Source organism: Natronocella acetinitrilica (assembly GCF_024170285.1).
Lineage (GTDB): Bacteria > Pseudomonadota > Gammaproteobacteria > Nitrococcales > Aquisalimonadaceae > Natronocella > Natronocella acetinitrilica.
Genome location: NZ_JALJXV010000002.1, coordinates 144,652 through 162,583 on the forward strand (window position 1 = coordinate 144,652; position 17,932 = coordinate 162,583).

General features: G+C 63.2%; 16 protein-coding genes. 1 reads left to right on the forward strand and 15 read right to left on the reverse strand.

Annotated features, from left to right (window positions below):
- Positions 1–2: 2 nt before the first annotated feature.
- Positions 3–854 (forward strand): ABC transporter permease, encoded by an 852-nt coding sequence (locus tag J2T57_RS04000; protein ID WP_253474598.1) that lies wholly within the window; start codon positions 3–5, stop codon positions 852–854.
- 67 nt (positions 855–921) lie between these two features.
- On the opposite strand, the gene J2T57_RS04005 is transcribed toward J2T57_RS04000, so the two are convergent.
- The 15 genes from J2T57_RS04005 to leuD all read right to left on the reverse strand — a co-directional run bounded on the left by J2T57_RS04005 (position 922) and on the right by leuD (position 17,930).
- Entirely contained in the window at positions 922–2,160 is a 1,239-nt protein-coding gene (locus J2T57_RS04005; protein ID WP_253474602.1) for a glycerate kinase type-2 family protein, read from the reverse strand.
- The gene (locus J2T57_RS04010) at positions 2,160–3,359 is read right to left on the reverse strand and encodes an O-succinylhomoserine sulfhydrylase (RefSeq protein ID WP_253474606.1); all 1,200 of its coding nucleotides are present in this window, start codon (positions 3,357–3,359) and stop codon (positions 2,160–2,162) included. The genes J2T57_RS04005 and J2T57_RS04010 overlap by 1 nt, the downstream gene beginning before the upstream one ends.
- 32 nt (positions 3,360–3,391) lie before the next feature.
- Positions 3,392–4,912: an amidophosphoribosyltransferase gene (gene purF / locus J2T57_RS04015; RefSeq protein WP_253474609.1), complete on the reverse strand. Its 1,521-nt coding sequence runs from the start codon at positions 4,910–4,912 to the stop codon at positions 3,392–3,394.
- 9 nt (positions 4,913–4,921) lie between these two features.
- The gene (locus tag J2T57_RS04020) at positions 4,922–5,515 is read right to left on the reverse strand and encodes a CvpA family protein (protein ID WP_253474611.1); all 594 of its coding nucleotides are present in this window, start codon (positions 5,513–5,515) and stop codon (positions 4,922–4,924) included.
- Positions 5,516–5,602: 87 nt separating this feature from the next.
- A complete protein-coding gene (locus J2T57_RS04025) occupies positions 5,603–6,163 on the reverse strand; it encodes an SPOR domain-containing protein (RefSeq protein ID WP_253474614.1) in 561 nt (186 codons plus the stop codon).
- Between the two features lie 33 nt (positions 6,164–6,196).
- Positions 6,197–7,492: a bifunctional folylpolyglutamate synthase/dihydrofolate synthase gene (locus J2T57_RS04030; protein WP_253474617.1), complete on the reverse strand. Its 1,296-nt coding sequence runs from the start codon at positions 7,490–7,492 to the stop codon at positions 6,197–6,199.
- 17 nt (positions 7,493–7,509) lie between these two features.
- Entirely contained in the window at positions 7,510–8,415 is a 906-nt protein-coding gene (gene accD / locus J2T57_RS04035; protein ID WP_253474620.1) for an acetyl-CoA carboxylase, carboxyltransferase subunit beta, read from the reverse strand.
- On the reverse strand, positions 8,412–9,260 hold the full coding sequence (gene trpA, locus J2T57_RS04040) for a tryptophan synthase subunit alpha (protein WP_253474624.1): 849 nt from the start codon (positions 9,258–9,260) through the stop codon (positions 8,412–8,414). The genes accD and trpA overlap by 4 nt, the downstream gene beginning before the upstream one ends.
- Complete coding sequence (gene trpB / locus J2T57_RS04045) at positions 9,257–10,489, reverse strand: tryptophan synthase subunit beta (protein ID WP_253474627.1); 1,233 nt, start codon at positions 10,487–10,489, stop codon at positions 9,257–9,259. Before trpB ends, trpA begins: the two co-directional genes overlap by 4 nt.
- Entirely contained in the window at positions 10,464–11,081 is a 618-nt protein-coding gene (locus J2T57_RS04050; protein WP_253474630.1) for a phosphoribosylanthranilate isomerase, read from the reverse strand. The genes trpB and J2T57_RS04050 overlap by 26 nt, the downstream gene beginning before the upstream one ends.
- 95 nt (positions 11,082–11,176) lie before the next feature.
- A complete protein-coding gene (truA, locus tag J2T57_RS04055) occupies positions 11,177–11,971 on the reverse strand; it encodes a tRNA pseudouridine(38-40) synthase TruA (RefSeq protein ID WP_253474632.1) in 795 nt (264 codons plus the stop codon).
- Positions 11,972–12,066: 95 nt separating this feature from the next.
- Positions 12,067–14,778: a FimV/HubP family polar landmark protein gene (locus J2T57_RS04060; RefSeq protein ID WP_253474634.1), complete on the reverse strand. Its 2,712-nt coding sequence runs from the start codon at positions 14,776–14,778 to the stop codon at positions 12,067–12,069.
- 250 nt (positions 14,779–15,028) lie between these two features.
- Positions 15,029–16,138 carry an aspartate-semialdehyde dehydrogenase gene (asd, locus tag J2T57_RS04065; RefSeq protein ID WP_253474637.1) on the reverse strand — a complete coding sequence of 370 codons (1,110 nt, stop codon included), beginning with the start codon at positions 16,136–16,138 and terminating at the stop codon, positions 15,029–15,031.
- Between the two features lie 55 nt (positions 16,139–16,193).
- A complete protein-coding gene (gene leuB / locus J2T57_RS04070) occupies positions 16,194–17,273 on the reverse strand; it encodes a 3-isopropylmalate dehydrogenase (protein WP_253474640.1) in 1,080 nt (359 codons plus the stop codon).
- Between the two features lie 15 nt (positions 17,274–17,288).
- Positions 17,289–17,930, reverse strand: a complete 642-nt coding sequence (gene leuD / locus J2T57_RS04075; protein ID WP_253474642.1) for a 3-isopropylmalate dehydratase small subunit — start codon at positions 17,928–17,930, stop codon at positions 17,289–17,291.
- Between the last annotated feature and the right edge of the window lie 2 nt (positions 17,931–17,932).

The following is a 17,932-nucleotide window of genomic DNA, read 5'->3' on the forward strand; positions in this document are numbered from 1 at the left end:
GCATGGCACTGCCAACCTATGCCGGACCGCTGGAGCGAACCTGGTACTACACGTTCCGCATCATCTGCGCGTTGATCTTTCTGTTCCTGATCACGCCGATCCTGGTAATCATCCCTCTGAGCTTCAATGCACAGCCCTATTTCACGTACACCCGGGAGATGCTGACTTTTGACCCCGCCGGCTACTCGCTGCGCTGGTACCAAGACTTTTTCAGCAGCCGCAGCTGGCTGAACTCCATCAAGAACTCGTTCATAATCGGCATCTGCGCAACCCTGGTGGCGACGACGCTCGGCACCATTGCGGCGCTGGGGCTGTCAAAAAAGCACATGCCTTTTCGCGGCCTGATCATGGGCATCCTCATCTCGCCCATGATCGTACCGCTGATCATTTCCGCCGCCGGCATGTTTTTCTTTTATTCCAACCTGGGCCTGGCACAAACCTTCCCCGGGGTCATACTGGCCCATGCGGCGCTCGGCGTGCCGTTCGTGATCATCACGGTTACAGCGACGCTGGTGGGGTTCGATCACTCGTTGACGCGGGCGGCTGCAAGCCTTGGCGCGCCACCCACCACGGTTTTTCGCAAGATCACCCTGCCGCTCATACTGCCCGGGGTTATCTCTGGCGCGCTGTTCGCGTTCATCACTTCGTTCGATGAGATCGTGATCGTGCTGTTCGTCGCAGGCGTGGAACAACGCACCATTCCGCGGGAGATGTGGTCCGGGATTCGCGAGCAGATCAGCCCGACGATTCTCGCTGTCGCCACAATCCTGGTGCTGCTGTCCATCGCCTTGCTGACCACCATCGAGCTGCTGCGCAGGCGTTCCGAGCGCCTGCGGGGCATTCGTCCGCAATAGCAGGATGAGGGGCCTCTGTGATGGGACCTGTGGGTGGGAGAGCAGACCCTGGGCCGTGAACAGCCCCTTAGAGCGACACCTTCAGACTGATCACCACATCCATGACGTTGGTGCCAGTGGGGCCGGTGCGGAGCAAATCACCGCTGGCGTCGAGGAAAGTACCGCTATCCGCGGCATCGAGACAGTCATCCGGATCGAGCCCCGCCTGACGGCCCCGCTGGCAGGTCATGTTGTCGACTATGGCTCCGGCATCCTCTCCAGGCCCATCAGTACCGTCGGTACCCGCCGCCAGTAACCATACATCGTGCCCGCCTTCGAAGATCATGGCCGCCCGCAGCGCCAGCGCCTGGGCCCTGCCACCACGACCAGGCTTGTCCGGCAAAGCAACAGTGGGCTCACCACCCCAGACCTGGATACCCACGGGCCCGTGGAGTACCGCATGTGCAATCCGCTCAGCCGCCTCCAGCGCGTCCCCTTCCAGCAAGGCATCATGGGCTACCACCGGAAGACCGAGCTGTTCGGCTTTGCGAACCACTGCAGCCCGGGCCTGGGAGTTACTGGCGACAATGGTTCGCCGGATGGTTGCAAACGCGGGATCATCCTCAGCCGGCAGTGGCGGCGCTGCTGAAATCATTGCGTGAACCCAGTCCGGCAGGTCATCCGGCAATGGGGCCGCCGGACCGGGCGGCACCAGCAGGCCAGAGCCGATAACCCAGGGCTCGTCACCGGGCACATCGGAAATCAACAGCAGGCGGGTCCGTCGCCCCTGCAGATAGGAGGCCAGGCGGCCGCCCTTGATGCAGGAAATGCCCCGGCGGATCGCATTCATGCGGCCGATATCCAGATGCCTCGACAACAACCACTGGTTCAGCGCACTGAGCTCGTCCAGTCCGTAGCCCGACGGGAGCACATCAACCAGACTCGAAGCACCGCCCGAGACGAGCACGAGCAGCTGACGATCCCGGGGTTGCGCCGCAATGAAGTCGAGGAGGCTATCGCCGGCACGCAATGTGGTCTCATCGGGAATCGGGTGAGACGACTGCAGGCACGTGAGCCGCTCATCCAGGCGGCAGCGCTCCGACAGGTGTGCATGCTTGGTGATCACTAGGCCGGCGGTGAGCTGCTCGCCCAGCACGTCCAGTGCACCATGCGTCATGCTGCTGGCCGCCTTGCCGATTGCGATGAGGGCAACGTCGCCTTGCAAGCCATCGCGTTCGAGTTGATGACGCACCGCGGCAGCACCGGCCACCCGATCGAGTGCAGCCTGATACAACGACTCGAGAATCTGCCTGTGATCCTGCTGCATTATCGCCCCCTGCTCGCAGCCAGAGCCGGCTCCAGATCCCGTTGCAAGTCCGCGACATCCTCCAGCCCAACCGAAATGCGAATCAGATTCTCGTGGATCCCCGCCTCGGCACGTTCCTGCTCGGTCATACGGCCGTGAGTGGTGGTGGCCGGATGGGTAATGGTGGTCTTGGTATCTCCAAGGTTCGCGGTGATGGACATCAGGCGAACATTGTCGATGACGCGCCAGGCACCTTCACGGCCGCCAGTGACCTCGAACGACACGATGCCACCGAACGCGGTCTGCTGGCTGGCGGCAAGCTCATGCTGTGGATGGTCGTTCAGGCCGGGATAATAGACGTGGTCGACTCCGGGCTGCTCCCGCAACCAGTGGGCAAGCGCCGCCGCATTCTCGGATTGCGCACGCATCCGCAGACTGAGCGTTTCCAGGCCCTTGATGAAGACCCAGGCATTGAAAGCACTCATGGTCGGGCCGGCGGCCCGCAGAAATCCGAAGATTTCCTCGTCAACGAGATCGGCGGGCCCGATCACCGCACCGCCAACGCAGCGACCCTGCCCATCCAGATACTTGGTGGCGGAATGTATGACCAGGTCCGCGCCATACTCCAGGGGCCTTTGCAGCGCCGGGGTGCAGAAGCAATTGTCCACCACCAGCAGGCAGTCATGGGCGTGGGCCAGCTCTGCCAGCCGCCGGATGTCCGCCACTTCAGTGAGCGGATTTGACGGCGTCTCGAGAAACAGGATCCGGGTGCGCCCGGTAATGGCGCGCTCCCAGGCATCGTAGTCCGTCAGCGGTACAAAACTGGTTTCCACGCCGAAACGCGGCAGAAACTTGCCGAACAGGGATACCGTGGTGCCGAACACCTGACGCGCGCAGACAACATGATCACCTGACTTCAGCAGACTCATGCAGGTGGACAGGATGGCGGACATGCCAGAGGCGGTGGCTATGCAGGCGTCGCCACCCTCCATTGCTGCCAACCGTTCCTGAAACGTGCGCACGGTGGGATTGCTGAAACGGGAATAGATGTTGCCTTCCTCGTCTCCGGCAAATCGCCGGGCGGCCTGGGCGGCGCTGGTGAATGTAAAGCTGGATGACAGGAACAGCGGCTCGGATTGCTCCTGCTCGTTGGTGCGGTGCTGTCCGGCGCGCACAGCCCGGGTATTGAACCCATCAAAAGGGTAATCCTGATCTGACATGTTCGTCCTCACTGGACCTGGGGGGATACCGCTCAACCCTGATGGAGCTGATGCGCCAGGTCGGTCATGGGTTGACGCTCCGGCCCTGCGGACTTCGCCGTATCCGAACGCCGATCGGCCAGTGCCGCAAGGTAGTCAGCGGAGACATCCCCGGTGACATACTCGCCATTGAAGCAGGAGGCATCGAACTGCCGAAGGGTGGGGTTACCCTCCTGCACCGCGGCCACGAGATCGTCCAGCTCCTGGTAGATCAGGCGATCGGCGCCGATTTTCTGCGCGACCTCTTCCAGGGTTCGCCCGTGTGCAATCAGTTCGTGGGCGGCGGGCATGTCGATCCCGTAGACATTGGGGTAGCGAACCGGCGGTGCCGCCGAAGCGAAGTAGACCTTGCGAGCTCCCTGGTCCCGGGCCATTTCGATGATCTGTTCACAGGTCGTTCCGCGCACGATGGAATCGTCTACCAGGAGCACGTTCTTGCCCTTGAACTCCAGACCGATGGGATTGAGTTTCTGGCGAACCGATTTCCGCCGCTGGGTCTGCCCCGGCATGATGAACGTGCGACCGATATATCGGTTCTTGATGAAACCCTCGCGATAGGTAACTCCCAGATGATGCGCCATCTCAAGGGCTGCAGTGCGGCTGGTATCCGGCACGGGAATGATGACGTCGATATCGTGGTCGGGCCAGGTGCGCAGGATCTGCTGTGCCAGGCGCTCTCCCATGCGCAGCCGCGCCTTGTAGACGGCGACGCTATCGATGATGGAGTCGGGTCTCGCCAGGTAGACATACTCGAATATGCAGGGAGCATGTACCGGGTGCTCGGCACACTGTCTGGCGTAAACCGTGCCGTCCAGGGAGATGAACACGGCCTCGCCGGGTTCGAGTTCCCGCACCAGGGAAAAGCCCAGCGTATCGAGGGCAACACTTTCCGAAGCCACCAGATATTCGCTACCGCCGCCTTCGAGGCGCTGCTCGCCGAAGCACAACGGCCGTATGCCGCTTGGATCACGGAAGGCCAGAACGCCATAGCCATTGATCATGGCCACGGCGGCATAACCACCGTTACAGCGACGATGCACCGCCGCCACCGCCTCGAAAATGTCCTCTTCGCTGATGCGGAGCTTGCCGCTACGCGCCAACTCATGGGCAAACACGTTCAGGAGGATCTCGGAGTCGGACTCGGTGTTGATGTGGCGCCTGTCTTCGAGAAACAGCTCCCGCTTCAACGCCTCGGCATTGGTGAGATTGCCGTTGTGCGCAAGGCTGATGCCATACGGGGAATTGACATACAGCGGCTGCGCCTCGGCGGGACTGGAATACCCGGCGGTTGGATAGCGCACATGGCCGATACCGACATTGCCGCGCAACTGCAGCATGTGCTCCTGGCGGAAGACGTCACGGACCAGGCCGTTGTTCTTGCGCAGGTACAAGCGCCCCTGATCGTACGTCATGATACCCGCAGCGTCCTGGCCACGATGCTGTAGGACGGTCAAGCCGTCATAGAGCGCCTGATTGACGGGTCCTTGACCCACCATGCCGATAATGCCGCACATGGGTGTGTTCTACCTCGCTGCGTCGGAGCTGTCGCCGGAAGCACTATCTTCGCAGAATTCGCGCCAGTATTCCGGTGCGTGAGTGCCTTCGGCCACCGCCGAATCGTTATCGCCCAGAGGCGCATAGACCATCATGCCGTCAAGCCAGTCCTGTACGCCGACCCGACAGACCAGGGGCTGGATATGGGGTACCAGGGTGGATTCCTGCCACCAGGGCTCCCGCGGCAACGCCGTGAGTCCTGCGGCCAGCATCAGCACCGCAACAACCACCAGCCCGCGAGCCACGCCGAAGATAATGCCGATAAGGCGGTCGGTGCCGGTCAGTCCCGTTCGACCAACCAGCTGCCCCGCCAGGTAATTGATGATGGCGCCGATCAGCAGTGTGGTTACGAACAGCACCGTGAAGGCGATACCAAGCTGCAGGGTCGGCGAGGCAATATAGTCGTCCAGATACACCGTCAGCTGTGGCGAAAAGCGTATCCCGATCCAGAAGGCGGCGATCCACACCAGCAACGACAGTACTTCACGCACGAAGCCCCGTATCAGGCTGATAACCGCCGACAGAACAATGATCGTGAGTATGGCGTAATCGAGCCAGTTCATGAGCTTGTGACACCCAGGCTGCAGCCGCTGCGGATGGTAACAGACGCCCGCACCAGCCGCATCTGCTGCGAATCGGCTGGCGCCTGATCACGGGTTGGAGACAATGATTCCCTCCAGATTCTCCTGGTCGGCGAGGCGCGCGCTCAATGCTCTCGCCTCCTCGCGCTCGGCCACCGGCCCTACTCGCAAGCGATAGACAGTGCTGGATTCGCCGGACTGCGTCTCCTCCACATAGGCCGGATAGCCGGCGTTGCGGAGGCGATCACGCAGGGCGATGGCGTTATCCCGGCTGCGAAAGCTCCCCACCTGCACGGCATAGGCCCGACCCTCCGCCGGCGGTCTGCTTGGTACATCCTCGGCAGCAGGTATGTCAGGCGCGGGCACGGCATCATCCGCTTGCGGCGCTTCCTGCGCCTGCTCGGGCGCCGAATCCGGCACCGGAATCCGATCGAGCACCGGTGGCGGCGCATCGCCAGGCCGTGGCTCGGTTCGCGTGACCGTCTCGGCGGCTGGCCGCGGCGGCACTTCCACAGGCACGTCCAGCGAGCGGTGCTCCACTGGCCCACGCAACAGCATGGGTAGAAATATCACCGCCAGGGCGATGACGACCACGGCTCCGACCAGACGCTGCTTATGTCGCTGTTGCATGGTGTCTACGGCCAATGAAAACCTGGAGGCGAATCAACGTTCATGCTGCACTGCGCCGTGCAGACTGTCCACACCCCGGAACCGCATCGCCTCCTCCACGGTGCGAAATGAGCCGAAAACCACCAGTTCATCCACCGGCCCCAGGATTTGCCCGATTTCCCGGAAAAGCTGCTCTGGCGGCCCCGAGCCAAGCACACTTCCCGGAGGCAGATACGATCCCAGTTCGTCGGGAGTCCAGGCCTCCGCCTCCGGCAAGGCGAGCAGATACCAGCCATCGAAGAGATCCGCGAGCGGGGCCAGTACCACCGCCGGGTCCTTGCGCCGCATCATTGCCAGACAGGCCACGCGGCGTCCCGCCGTCTGCCGCCGTTGCAGGCTATCTGCCAGCACCGCCGCACTGTCGGCGTTGTGCGCCACGTCAAGCCACCATGCCGGGGAGCCGGACAATCGCTGCAGGCGGCCAGCGAGCCTGATCGTGGACACCGACCGGTTCCACAGCCCGGCGGATGGCGTAAACCCGGGCAGACCGCGCAGTGCACGGAACACGCCTGCGGCATTGGCGCGCTGGACATTGCCCGGCAGAGGGGGCGGTACCAGCCCCTCCATACGGCCCCGGTCATCCTCGTACCACCAGGTGCCGTTATCATCGTCGCCAGTCCGGTAGTGCTCGCCCGCAACCATGAGGGCCGCCCCCACTTCGGCGGCATGTCGGCGGACGCTGTCCGGGATGTCTGGCCCGGCGAACACAACCGGCACCTCAGTTCGCATGATGCCGGCTTTCTCACGGCCGATCATTTCCCGATCCGACCCCAGCCACTCGCAGTGATCCAGGCCCACCGAAGTGATCAGGCAGGCGTCCGGTTCGAAGATATTGACCGAATCCAATCGCCCGCCGAGGCCGACTTCCAGCAACTCGACATCAACACCCGTCTCGGCAAACAGCCAGCGTGCCGCCAGCGTTCCGAACTCGAAATAGGTCAGGCTGACGTTGCCCCTGGCAAGATCAATGGCTTCGAAGGCGCGGATCACCGAGGCCTCGTCCACCATGCGTCCATCAATGCAGATGCGCTCGCAGTAATGCAGCAGATGAGGAGATGTGTAGGTGCCGACACGCAGCCCGGCGGACCGCAGCATGGCTTCAGCGTAGGCGATGGAGGAGCCCTTGCCGTTGGTGCCCGCCACCGTGAATGTCCAGGCCCGCCGGGAGAGCAGGTCAAGCCGACCGGCGACGGTACGAATCCGCTCAAGGCTCATGTCGATGGCCTTGGGGTGCAGGGTCGCCTGCCACGTCAGCCAGTCGTCGAGGCAACTAAACCGGGAGTGCGCCATCAAGGCCTGCTCCTGGACTATTCAACCGGCTCCGGCTGATCCAGCCGTTTGATGTCCGGAGACGGCTGTCCGGTCAACATGGCGAGCAGCAAAGCCAGCCGATCACGCATTTCTCGACGGTCGACGATGATGTCGATTACGCCGTGATCCAGCAGGAACTCGGCACGCTGAAAGCCCTCCGGCAGGGTTTCACGGACGGTCTGCTCTATAACTCGGGGACCGGCAAAGCCGATCAGGGCGCCCGGCTCCGCAACGTTCACGTCACCCAGCATGGCGAGGCTTGCGGAGACACCACCCATGGTGGGGTCAGTCATCACAGAAATGTAGGGGATGCCGGCTTTGCGCAGACGACCAAGTGCTGCACTGGTTTTGGCCATTTGCATCAGCGAGAACAGCGCCTCCTGCATGCGGGCGCCGCCACTTGCCGAGAAACAGATCAACGGCGCGCGCTGCTCCAGCGACAGATTCGCTGCGCGCACGAATCGTTCACCGACCACCGAGCCCATGGAGCCCCCCATGAACTCGAATTCAAAGGCGCAGGCCATCACGGGCATGCCCCGCAAGCGGCCTTGCATGGCAACCAGGGCGTCGTCTTCCGCCGTGGTCTTCTGCGCCTGGGATAGGCGATCCTTGTATTTCTTGCTGTCCCGGAACTTGAGGATGTCCACGGGCTTGATGTCCTGCCCCAGCTCTACCGCAGAGTCCTCGTCGAGCAGGGCCTCGAGGCGCGCCCGGCCGGGGATTCGCATGTGGTGGTTGCACTTGGGGCAGACTTCCAGGCTCCGTTCCAGCTCCGGGCGATAAAGCACGGCGTTACAAGAGCCACATTTGGTCCACAGACCCTCGGGGACGCTGCGATTGCGCGTGCGCTCTCCGGCATCCGTGCGGATGCGTGAGGGCATCAGTTTTTCAAACCAGCTCATGAACGCTCCTCGGCCGAACGGACGTCCACTGCCACCCCGGCGTCGGCGTCGATGGCCTCGCGCATGGCAGCGAGCAAGCCCGTCACTTCGCGTACGGCAGCCGCATGATCATGCTGATTGGCCTCGACCAGGCGCACCAGCGCGCTTCCCACAACCACCGCATCGGCGATACGGCTCATACTTGCAGCCTTCTCAGGGGTGCTGATACCAAAACCGACGCCCACCGGCAGACCGGTCATACCGTGGAGGCTGTCGACGCGGCCCGCCACCGCTTCCAGGTCCACTGTGTCGGCACCCGTCACGCCCTTCAATGAAACGTAATAGACGAAACCGCGGGCATTGTCGCAGATGACATGCATGCGCTCGGCGGTGGTGGTGGGTGCCACGAGGAAAATCGGATCGAGTCCGGCGCCGGCCAGCAAGCTACTGAGGTCGTCCATCTCCTCCGGTGGCAGATCCACCGTGAGGACACCATCGACACCGACTGCAGCGGCGGCCTCCGCAAAGGTTTTTCCGCCCATGACCTCGATGGGGTTCATGTAACCCATCAGCACCACCGGCGTATCCTGGTCGGTCTGGCGGAACTGTTCGACCATGGCGAGCACCTGCCGCAGGCTGGTGCCATGGGCCAGGGCACGCTCACAGGCCAACTGAATCACCGGTCCATCACCGATGGGATCGGAAAACGGCACCCCCAGTTCCACAATGTCGGCGCCGGCTTTCACCAGACCGTGCATCAGGTCCACGGTCACGTCCGGATGTGGATCGCCGGCGGTGACGAAGGGAATCAGTGCCTTGCGCCCGGCCTGGCGCAGGGCCTGGAATCGCCGTTCGATGCGACTCATAGCTCGATACCCTCCCGCTCGGCAACGGTCTGGAGATCCTTGTCGCCACGTCCGGAGAGATTCACCACGATGGTCTTCTCCGGGCCGAGTTCGCGGGCGAGGGTCTCGGTGTAGGCCAGGGCGTGCGCCGTCTCCAGGGCCGGAATAATACCCTCGGTCCGGGTCACGGTGTGGAAGGCGGTCATGGCCTCGTCATCCGTCACCGATACGTACTGCGCCCGATGAATGTCCTTGAGCCAGGAGTGTTCAGGCCCGACACCCGGATAGTCGAGGCCCGCGGATACCGAGTGGGTGCCGCTGATCTGACCGGACGCGTCCTCCATGAGGTACGTGCGGTTGCCGTGCAGCACACCCGGTTTACCGGCGCAAAGCGGCGCCGCATGCTGGCCGGTGGACAGGCCGTAACCTCCAGCCTCCACGCCATACATGGCGACACTCTTGTCGTTGAGGAAGGGGTGAAAGAGCCCAATGGCATTCGATCCGCCACCGACGCAGGCCACCAGCGCATCAGGCAGACGTCCCTCCTGCTCGAGCATCTGCCGACGCGTCTCTCGGCCGATAATGGACTGGAAGTCGCGCACCATCATGGGATAAGGGTGCGGGCCGGCCACGGTCCCGATGATGTAGAACGTGTCGTCGACGTTGGTCACCCAGTCGCGCATTGCTTCGTTCAGGGCGTCCTTGAGGGTGCGCGAGCCTGACGTCACCGGCACCACCTTGGCGCCCAGCAGCCGCATGCGATAGACATTGGGCGACTGGCGCTTGATATCGTCGGCGCCCATGTAGACCACGCACTCCAGGCCCAGCCGTGCAGCGATCGTGGCACTGGCCACGCCATGCTGGCCGGCGCCGGTTTCGGCAATCAGCCGGGTCTTGCCCATGCGGGAGGCCAGCAGTGCCTGGCCGATGGTGTTGTTGATCTTGTGGGCGCCGGTGTGGTTGAGGTCTTCACGCTTGAGGTAGATGCGCGCACCCCCAACCTTGCGCGTCCAGCGCTGGGCAAAGTAAAGCGGCGACGGCCGACCCACGAACTGGGTGCAATCCTCGTCGAACTCCCGCACGAACTCGGGATCGTTGCGATAGCGAACGTAAGCCTCGGTCAGTTCGACCAGCGGGGCCATCAGCGTTTCCGGGACAAAGCGCCCGCCGTAGATACCGAAGTGGCCACGGGCGTCGGGAAACTGGCTGTAATCGATGGTTGGATCAACGGCCTGTGAGGGTGTGGACATCTTCAACCTCTTTCATGAATGCTGAAATGCGCCCGGCATCCTTGATGCCATGGGACGATTCGACGCCACTGCTGACATCGACCCCGTAGGGTCGGTGTCGGGCAATCGCAGCACCGACATTGCTTGGGTCTAGACCACCAGCAAGCACCAGCGGGCGGCTCAACTGGTCGGGAATTGCGTTCCAGTCAAAGACCTTTCCCAGGCCGCCGCGTTCCCCCGGCGCGTTGCTGTCCAGCAGAAAACCGACGGCCCCGGGATGTTCGGCGGCGTAGGCAGCCGGGTCGATCTGTCCTCCCATGGGGATGGACTTGATATAGCGCCGCGAGAACGACTCACAATAGGCAGCAGTCTCGCTCCCGTGGAACTGCAGCAAATCCAGCGGCGCGGTCTGCAGCACCTCTTCGACAAAGTCACGTTCGGCATCGAGGAACAGACCGACCATACTCACGAAAGGCGGCAGCGCCGCGATGATGTCCCTGGCCACGCCGGGACTCACGTTGCGCGGGCTAGGCTCGTAGAACACGAAGCCCAGCGCATCCACGCCGCTGGCAACGGCATACCGGGCATCTTCCAATCGGGTGATGCCGCACATTTTAACGCGCGTGCGAAAATTCAACAGCCCTGCCTCGGGGTGGTCGGAGCGCCTGGCCCCGCCTGAGCCTGGAAAAGTCACTAATGGTAACGCGGTCAACCGTCCGAGGGAAACCTGAAAGCCGGTGGAACCGGGGGGGCAGGCAATCCGAAATCCTCACCATATCGAACTGCAACGAAGTACAAACCATCCGCCGCCGCCGTGGGGCCAGCGCGTTTTCGGTCACGCCCCTGAAGGACGTCCGCCACCCAGTCCGTCGGCTTTTCAGCGGCACCAACAACCATCAGTGTACCGACAATATTGCGCACCATGTGGTGCAGAAAAGCGTTGGCGACAACATCGAAATAGATGAAGTCGCCATCCCGCGTGATCTGCAACCGGCTTAACGACCGGCGGGCATGCCTGGCCTGACATTCCACCGAACGGAACGCCGAGAAGTCCTGCTCACCCAGCAGGTGGGTGCCGGCCTGCTGCATGCGATCGGCGTCCAGCGGCTTCCAGGTCCAGCCGACCTTGCCGTGGAAAAGCGCGGGGCGCACCGGCCGATTGAGCAGGACATAACGATACTGGCGACTGACGGCGCTGAAACGCGCATTGAAGTGCTCGGGCACGGGTTGCGCCCAGCAGACAGCGATGTCGTCGGGCATCCCGGTGGTCGCGCCAAGCCGCCAGCCATGCATCGGCCTGTCGGCATCGGTATCGAAGTGAACCACCTGCCCCAGGGCATGGACACCGGCGTCGGTTCTACCAGCGCAGGTCACGGCAATCGGCGCGGCCGCCACTTTCGAGAGCGCCTGCTCCAGACAGGCCTGAATCGAGGGCGCGTGGTGCTGTGACTGCCATCCACGATAACGCCGCCCATCATATTCGACACCAAGCGCAATTCGCATGCTGCAACCGTTGCAATGCAGGGATAATAAACGCTCCGGCCGAGCAAAGCTCGGCCGGAGTATCACGCCCTTGGAGTCAGCTTAGGCCGGCAACGTCATGCCGACTGTCCGAGCAGTTCTTCGGCCTCCTGCTTCTGATCCGCACTGCCCTCTTCCATGACCTCCTCCAGGAGGCTGCGCGCGCCCTCGGAATCACCCATGTCAAGGTAAGCCCGGGCAAGATCCAGCTTGGTGCTGTTCTCGTCCGCTCCCTCGAAGAGGTCGTCCATGTCCTCGTCTTCGGCAGCTGCCTTGTCGTCGTTGCTCACGGCAAATCCCGACGCCGCTCCCGACACCGACCCAGAAGCCCGCTCAGCATCGCCAGCATCAATGTCGAAGTCGAGGTCATCAAGCGCGGAAGCATCATCCTCCAGTGCCACCTCGGCATCCAACTCCGCAGGAGCCGCCCCAAGGACGTCGTCACGGTCGTCCTTATCTACGGAATCGAGCTCGAAATCAAGCCCGGTCTCGTCGGCTGCACCCGAATCGGTATCGACATCATCGGAGGTCAGGGCAGCAGCTTCACGGCGCACCCGGTCTTCCTGCATGCTGTCGACGTCAAAATCCAGGGCAAACTCATCGTCCTCGGCAGCCGCCATCCCGTCCTGCCCGGCCTCAGAACCGGAGGCTGGAGAGCGCTTGTCCTGAATGGAATCGCCGTCATCGTCCAGGGCGAACTCCAGATCAGACAGATCGTCCTCCATGGACTCCAGATCGATAGGAGCGTCATCGCCAGCGTCTGATCCAATGTCGGTATCGGGGGACGCGGCAGCGGTGGATGACCGGGTTTCCTCCGGCTCCAGGCCGTCATCGCCGTCCAGATCGAAGGCCTGATCCAGGGCATCGGTCTCCTCAACCCCTGCCACAGGAGCATCTGCCAGGGGCACGCTGACCGGCTCTTCGGCCGGGAACAGCGGGTGCTCCGGAGCGATTTCACGTCCCATTTCGGCAGCACGCTGCCAGACAGGATCATCCTTACCATCTACCAGCGGATACAGGGCCTGGGCCTCAGCCTCAAACGCCGCCCGATCCTGATCAAGCGCATGGATTTCAAGCAACTTGAGGCGCATGTCGGTGTTGTCCGGCTCGACGATCAGGGCACGCTGCAATGTCTCCCGTGCCTGGTCATGCCGACCGTGACCCATATACATCTCGGCCTCGGCGATGGGGTCAGGTGCAGTTTCAGCTGCCACTGCGTCCACCGGCGCTCCGCGATCATCGGCGGCAGCGGCCGCACCAGCACCCATGACTGCCGCGCCACCCCCGGCAGCCATCATCGGCTCTGCCGCTTCAGCTGCTGCCCGACGACGCCGGCGGGCCATGACCAGCAGCAATAGCAGGAGTAGCGCAACCACACCACCTGCACTGGCGAGAATCCGCGGATCCTCCCAGGGGGCCGGGGGTGGCGCCGTGGCAAAAGGATCATCAAGCGGCGCCGAGGCCTGCGCTGGCGGATCAATAGCCGTGCCGTCGGGTTCTGGCGTACCCTCCGGTCCAGTTGCCGCGGTGTCTCCGGCCGGCGGTTCAACCGCGGCGATGCCCGCTGCCTCTTCGTCGAGAAACTCGTCTTCCAGCGCAGGGTCGTCCAGGGACGGCTCATCCATACCCGGGGCAGTCGCATCACCCACCATGGGTACGTCGGCAAACGGATCGGCCTCAGGTGCTTCCACCAGTGACGGGTCGGCCTGCAGATTGACGAGGCGCTCCAACGCTTCAACGCGCTGGCGCAATTCATCGTTCATCTGCCGGAGTTCGTCCGCCTCGGAGCGCAGTGACGCCTCCCTCTCCCGCAGGGCAGTGAGTTCACCTTCCAGTCGCTGCACGTCACCTTGCGCCTCGGACAGCGCATCTTCATCCACCGTGGCGGTGGGGTCATTGCCACCGGTTTCACCCGCGGCCACAACCTGGAGCCGGCCATCGGGCTCATCGTCCGACGGATCACGTGCGTCGGCGACGGTCGGTTCGTCGGCCGGCGCTGTCGGTTGCGGGGTTCTGCCTGCCTGCCATTCCTGGGTCTGGCGGGCAAATTCCCGGCGGGCGTCGGCGACGGTGAGCGATTCGATATCACTGCGCTCGGGCACACGCAGGATGACACCGGCGCGCAGGTTGTTGACGTTGCCGCCGCTGAACGCGTCGGGATTGGCACGCAACAAGGCCATCATCATCTGGTGAACGGACACGGAGTCATCCGGACGCGTTTCCACGGCAATGTCCCAGAGGGTCTGGTTGCGCTGGACGGGTCCGTATTCACGTGCCGTGGAGGACGGCGCCTCCGCCACCTGCTGTCGCGCCGGCCGGGCAGGCTCCGCCTGGGGCGCCGGGCTCGGTGCAGGCTCGGGTTCTGCCATCCGCGTTGGCGGGGCTTCGCGGGGCTGGTGCACAGGCGGATCAAGCAGGAGCGTGTACTCGCGGAGCAAGCGGCCGCCCGCCCAGCGCACTTCCACCACGAAGGCAAGGAAGGGCTCGCGCACGGTGTCTTCGGTGGTCACTGCGACGTAGCTGTTGCTGCCATCGCGAACCACTTCGAAATTGAGCCGGGAGAGGAAGAAGGGTCGATCCAGCCCTGCCCGCTGGAACGCGTCCGGGGTGGCAAGGCGAATACTGACAGTTTCCAGGTCCGCGGCGTCATCGGGAAGCAGCGGAATGCGTGCCTCCAGGGGTTCATTGAGCGCCGAGCGCGTCTCGATGCTGCCGATTCCCAGGGCCAGCGCCAGCGCCGGTGTCAGGGAGACGACGAATGCGGTCAGTTGAGCCAGTCTGCGAGCCATGGCAGTCCCTTTTCTTGGCGGTAACACCGTGCCTGGCGAAGGCGGCGCTACACGCTCGATGCGCATTAAATCGATCAGTGTGTTGTTGCAGTGTGTCGACGGAACCAGCCCCCGTCTGTGCACCGTTTCGCGAATCAGGGAAACGACAACACGTTACAGCGCATTTGTCACGGGCCTTCACACGAAAACGGGAAGCACGTCACCATGCTTCCCGTGGATTGGCAGATTTTTGTCGACCAGTGCGCCTGAATCAGCGCTCCTGCAGGATGCGAAGCATACGTCGCAAGGGTTCCGCGGCGCCCCAGAGCAACTGGTCGCCGACGGTGAATGCCGACAGATACTCCGGCCCCATGGCCAGCTTGCGCAGTCGACCAACTGGAATCTCCAGGGTGCCACTGACAGCCGCAGGCGTGAGTTCGCGGATGCTGTCCTCTTTTTCATTCGCGACCACACGGACCCAGGCGTTGGCCTCGGCGAGAATATCCTCGATTTCGTCCACCGGGACATCCTTGGTCATCTTGACGGTCAGCGCCTGGGCATGAGAGCGCATGGCGCCGATGCGCACACACAGACCATCGATGGGTATCGGGTTATGGCTGCGGCCCAGGATCTTGTTGGTCTCGACCCCTGCCTTCCATTCCTCCTTGCTCTGGCCGCTGTCCAGCTTCTTGTCGATCCAGGGTAGCAGGCTACCCGCCAGCGGTTGACCGAAATGTTCCCGGGGATAACCGTCCGAGCGGATGGCGTCGGACACGGCGCGATCCAGTTCGAGAATCGCCGTGGAGGGGTCGAGCAGATCGGTCGCGGCACCGTGGATGTAGCCCATCTGGGCCACCAGTTCGCGCATGTTCTGGGCACCGGCCCCGGACGCCGCCTGGTAGGTCATGGGGCTGATCCACTCCACCAGCCCCTGGCGGAACAGGCCACCAATACCCATGAGCATGAGGCTGACCGTGCAGTTGCCGCCGACGTAGGTCTTGACCCCATCCTTGAGCCCCTGATCAATCACATCGCGGTTGACCGGGTCGAGGACGATGATGCTGTCGTCGGCAATGCGCAGGGTGGATGCCGCGTCGATCCAGTAACCGTCCCAGCCGGCCTTGCGCAGGTCGGCGTAGACCGCGGAGGTGTAGTCACCACCCTGACAGGTGACGATCACATCCATGGTCTTCAACTGTTCGATGTCGTGGGCATCCTGCAGCGGCGGCACATCCTTGCCCACATCCGGGCCGGGTTTGCCGGTCTGGGATGTGGAGAAGAACACCGGCTCGATGTCCCTGAAGTCATCCTCATCTCGCATCCGCTGCATCAGTACCGAGCCGACCATTCCTCGCCAGCCCACAAATCCGGTGCGGTTCATTGAAACACCTCGTCGTTTCCGTTTCGCATGTCAGGCGGTCGGCGCAGGCGCAGACCTAGGCGCGCAAGGCTTCGACCACCGCGTTCCCCATGTCGCCGGTGCTGACGGACCGGGTGCCCGCGCTCTGGATATCCGGCGTGCGGAGGCCCTGATCCAGCACCTGGCCCACCGCCTGCTGTACGCGGTCGGCAAGATCGCCGCGACCCAGCGAGTAGCGCAACATCATGCCCAGGGACAGGATGGTGGCCAGAGGATTGGCCACGCCCTGTCCGGCAATGTCCGGGGCCGATCCATGGACCGGCTCGTAGAGCCCTTTGCCGCGCTCATCCAGCGACGCCGAGGGCAGCATGCCGATGGACCCGGTCAACATCGCCGCGCAATCCGAAAGGATGTCGCCGAACATGTTCTCGGTGACGATCACATCGAACTGCTTGGGCGAGCGCACCAGCTGCATGGCGGCGTTATCCACATACATGTGGGAGAGTTCCACGTCGGGATACTCTGCAGCCAGCCCCGTCATCACCTCTCGCCAGAGTTCGGTGACTTCAAGTACGTTGGCCTTGTCCACCGAGCATAGCCGCCCGCCCCGCTTCTGCGCGGTCATGAAACCCAGCCGCCCGATCCGCTCGATTTCGGACTCCCGGTAGACCAGGGTGTTGAAGCCTTCGCGCTCGCCACCCGGCAATTCGCGAATGCCCCGTGGCTGACCGAAATAGATGCCACCGGTCAACTCGCGGACGATCATGATATCGAGGCCCGATACCACTTCCGGCCGCAGTGCCGAGGCATCGGCGAGCTGCGGATAGAGAATCGCCGGCCGAAGATTGCCGAACAGGCCCAACTCGGAGCGAATGGCCAGCAGGCCGCGCTCCGGCCGCAGGGGCCGAGCCAACTTGTCGTACCGGGGCCCACCCACGGCCCCGAGCAGAATGGCGTCGGCTTCGCGGGCCATCGCCAGGGTATCGTCCGGCAGCGGCTTGCCCGCATGATCGTAACCGGCGCCGCCAATCAGACCATGCTCGACCTCGACCTCCAGGCCGAAGTCCGCACGCAGGCAATCCAGCACGCGAACCGCCTCGGCAACGATTTCCGGCCCGATACCGTCACCGGGCAGCACAAGAACCTTCTGACTCATGATCGGCTCCTGACTTCAGGCACCGAAGAGCCAGGGCGTCTCGGCCCGGCGCTTCTGCTCATAGGCTCGAATGGCGTCTGCCTGCTGCAGGGTAAGCCCGATCTCGTCCAGCCCGTCCACCAGCATGCGCTTGCGAAAGGCGTCGATCTCGAAGGAGAACGTCTCGCCCTCTGGCGCGCGCACCACCTGCTCAGGCAGATCCACCTCCAGGCTGAAGCCCGGCGTTGCTTCGGTGGCCTTGAACAACCGATCCACCACATCCTCCGGCAGAACGATGGGCAGCAGGCCATTCTTGAACGAGTTGTTGTAGAAGATATCGGCGAAGCTTGGTGCAATCAGCGCCCGAAACCCGAAGTCCAGCAAGGCCCAGGGGGCGTGCTCGCGGGATGAGCCGCAGCCGAAGTTGCGCCGTGCAAGCAGGATGCTGGCACCCTGGTACCGCTCCTGATTGAGCATGAAATCCGGGTTCAGGGGCCTGTTGCTATTGTCCTGCCCCGGCTCGCCCTGATCCAGGTATCGCAGATCGTCGAACAGATTGGGGCCGAACCCGGTCCGCTGGATGGACTTCAGAAACTGCTTCGGAATAATGGCGTCGGTATCCACGTTGGCACGGTCGAGAGGCGCCACCAGGCCCTTGTGGGTTACGAAGGCTTGCATGA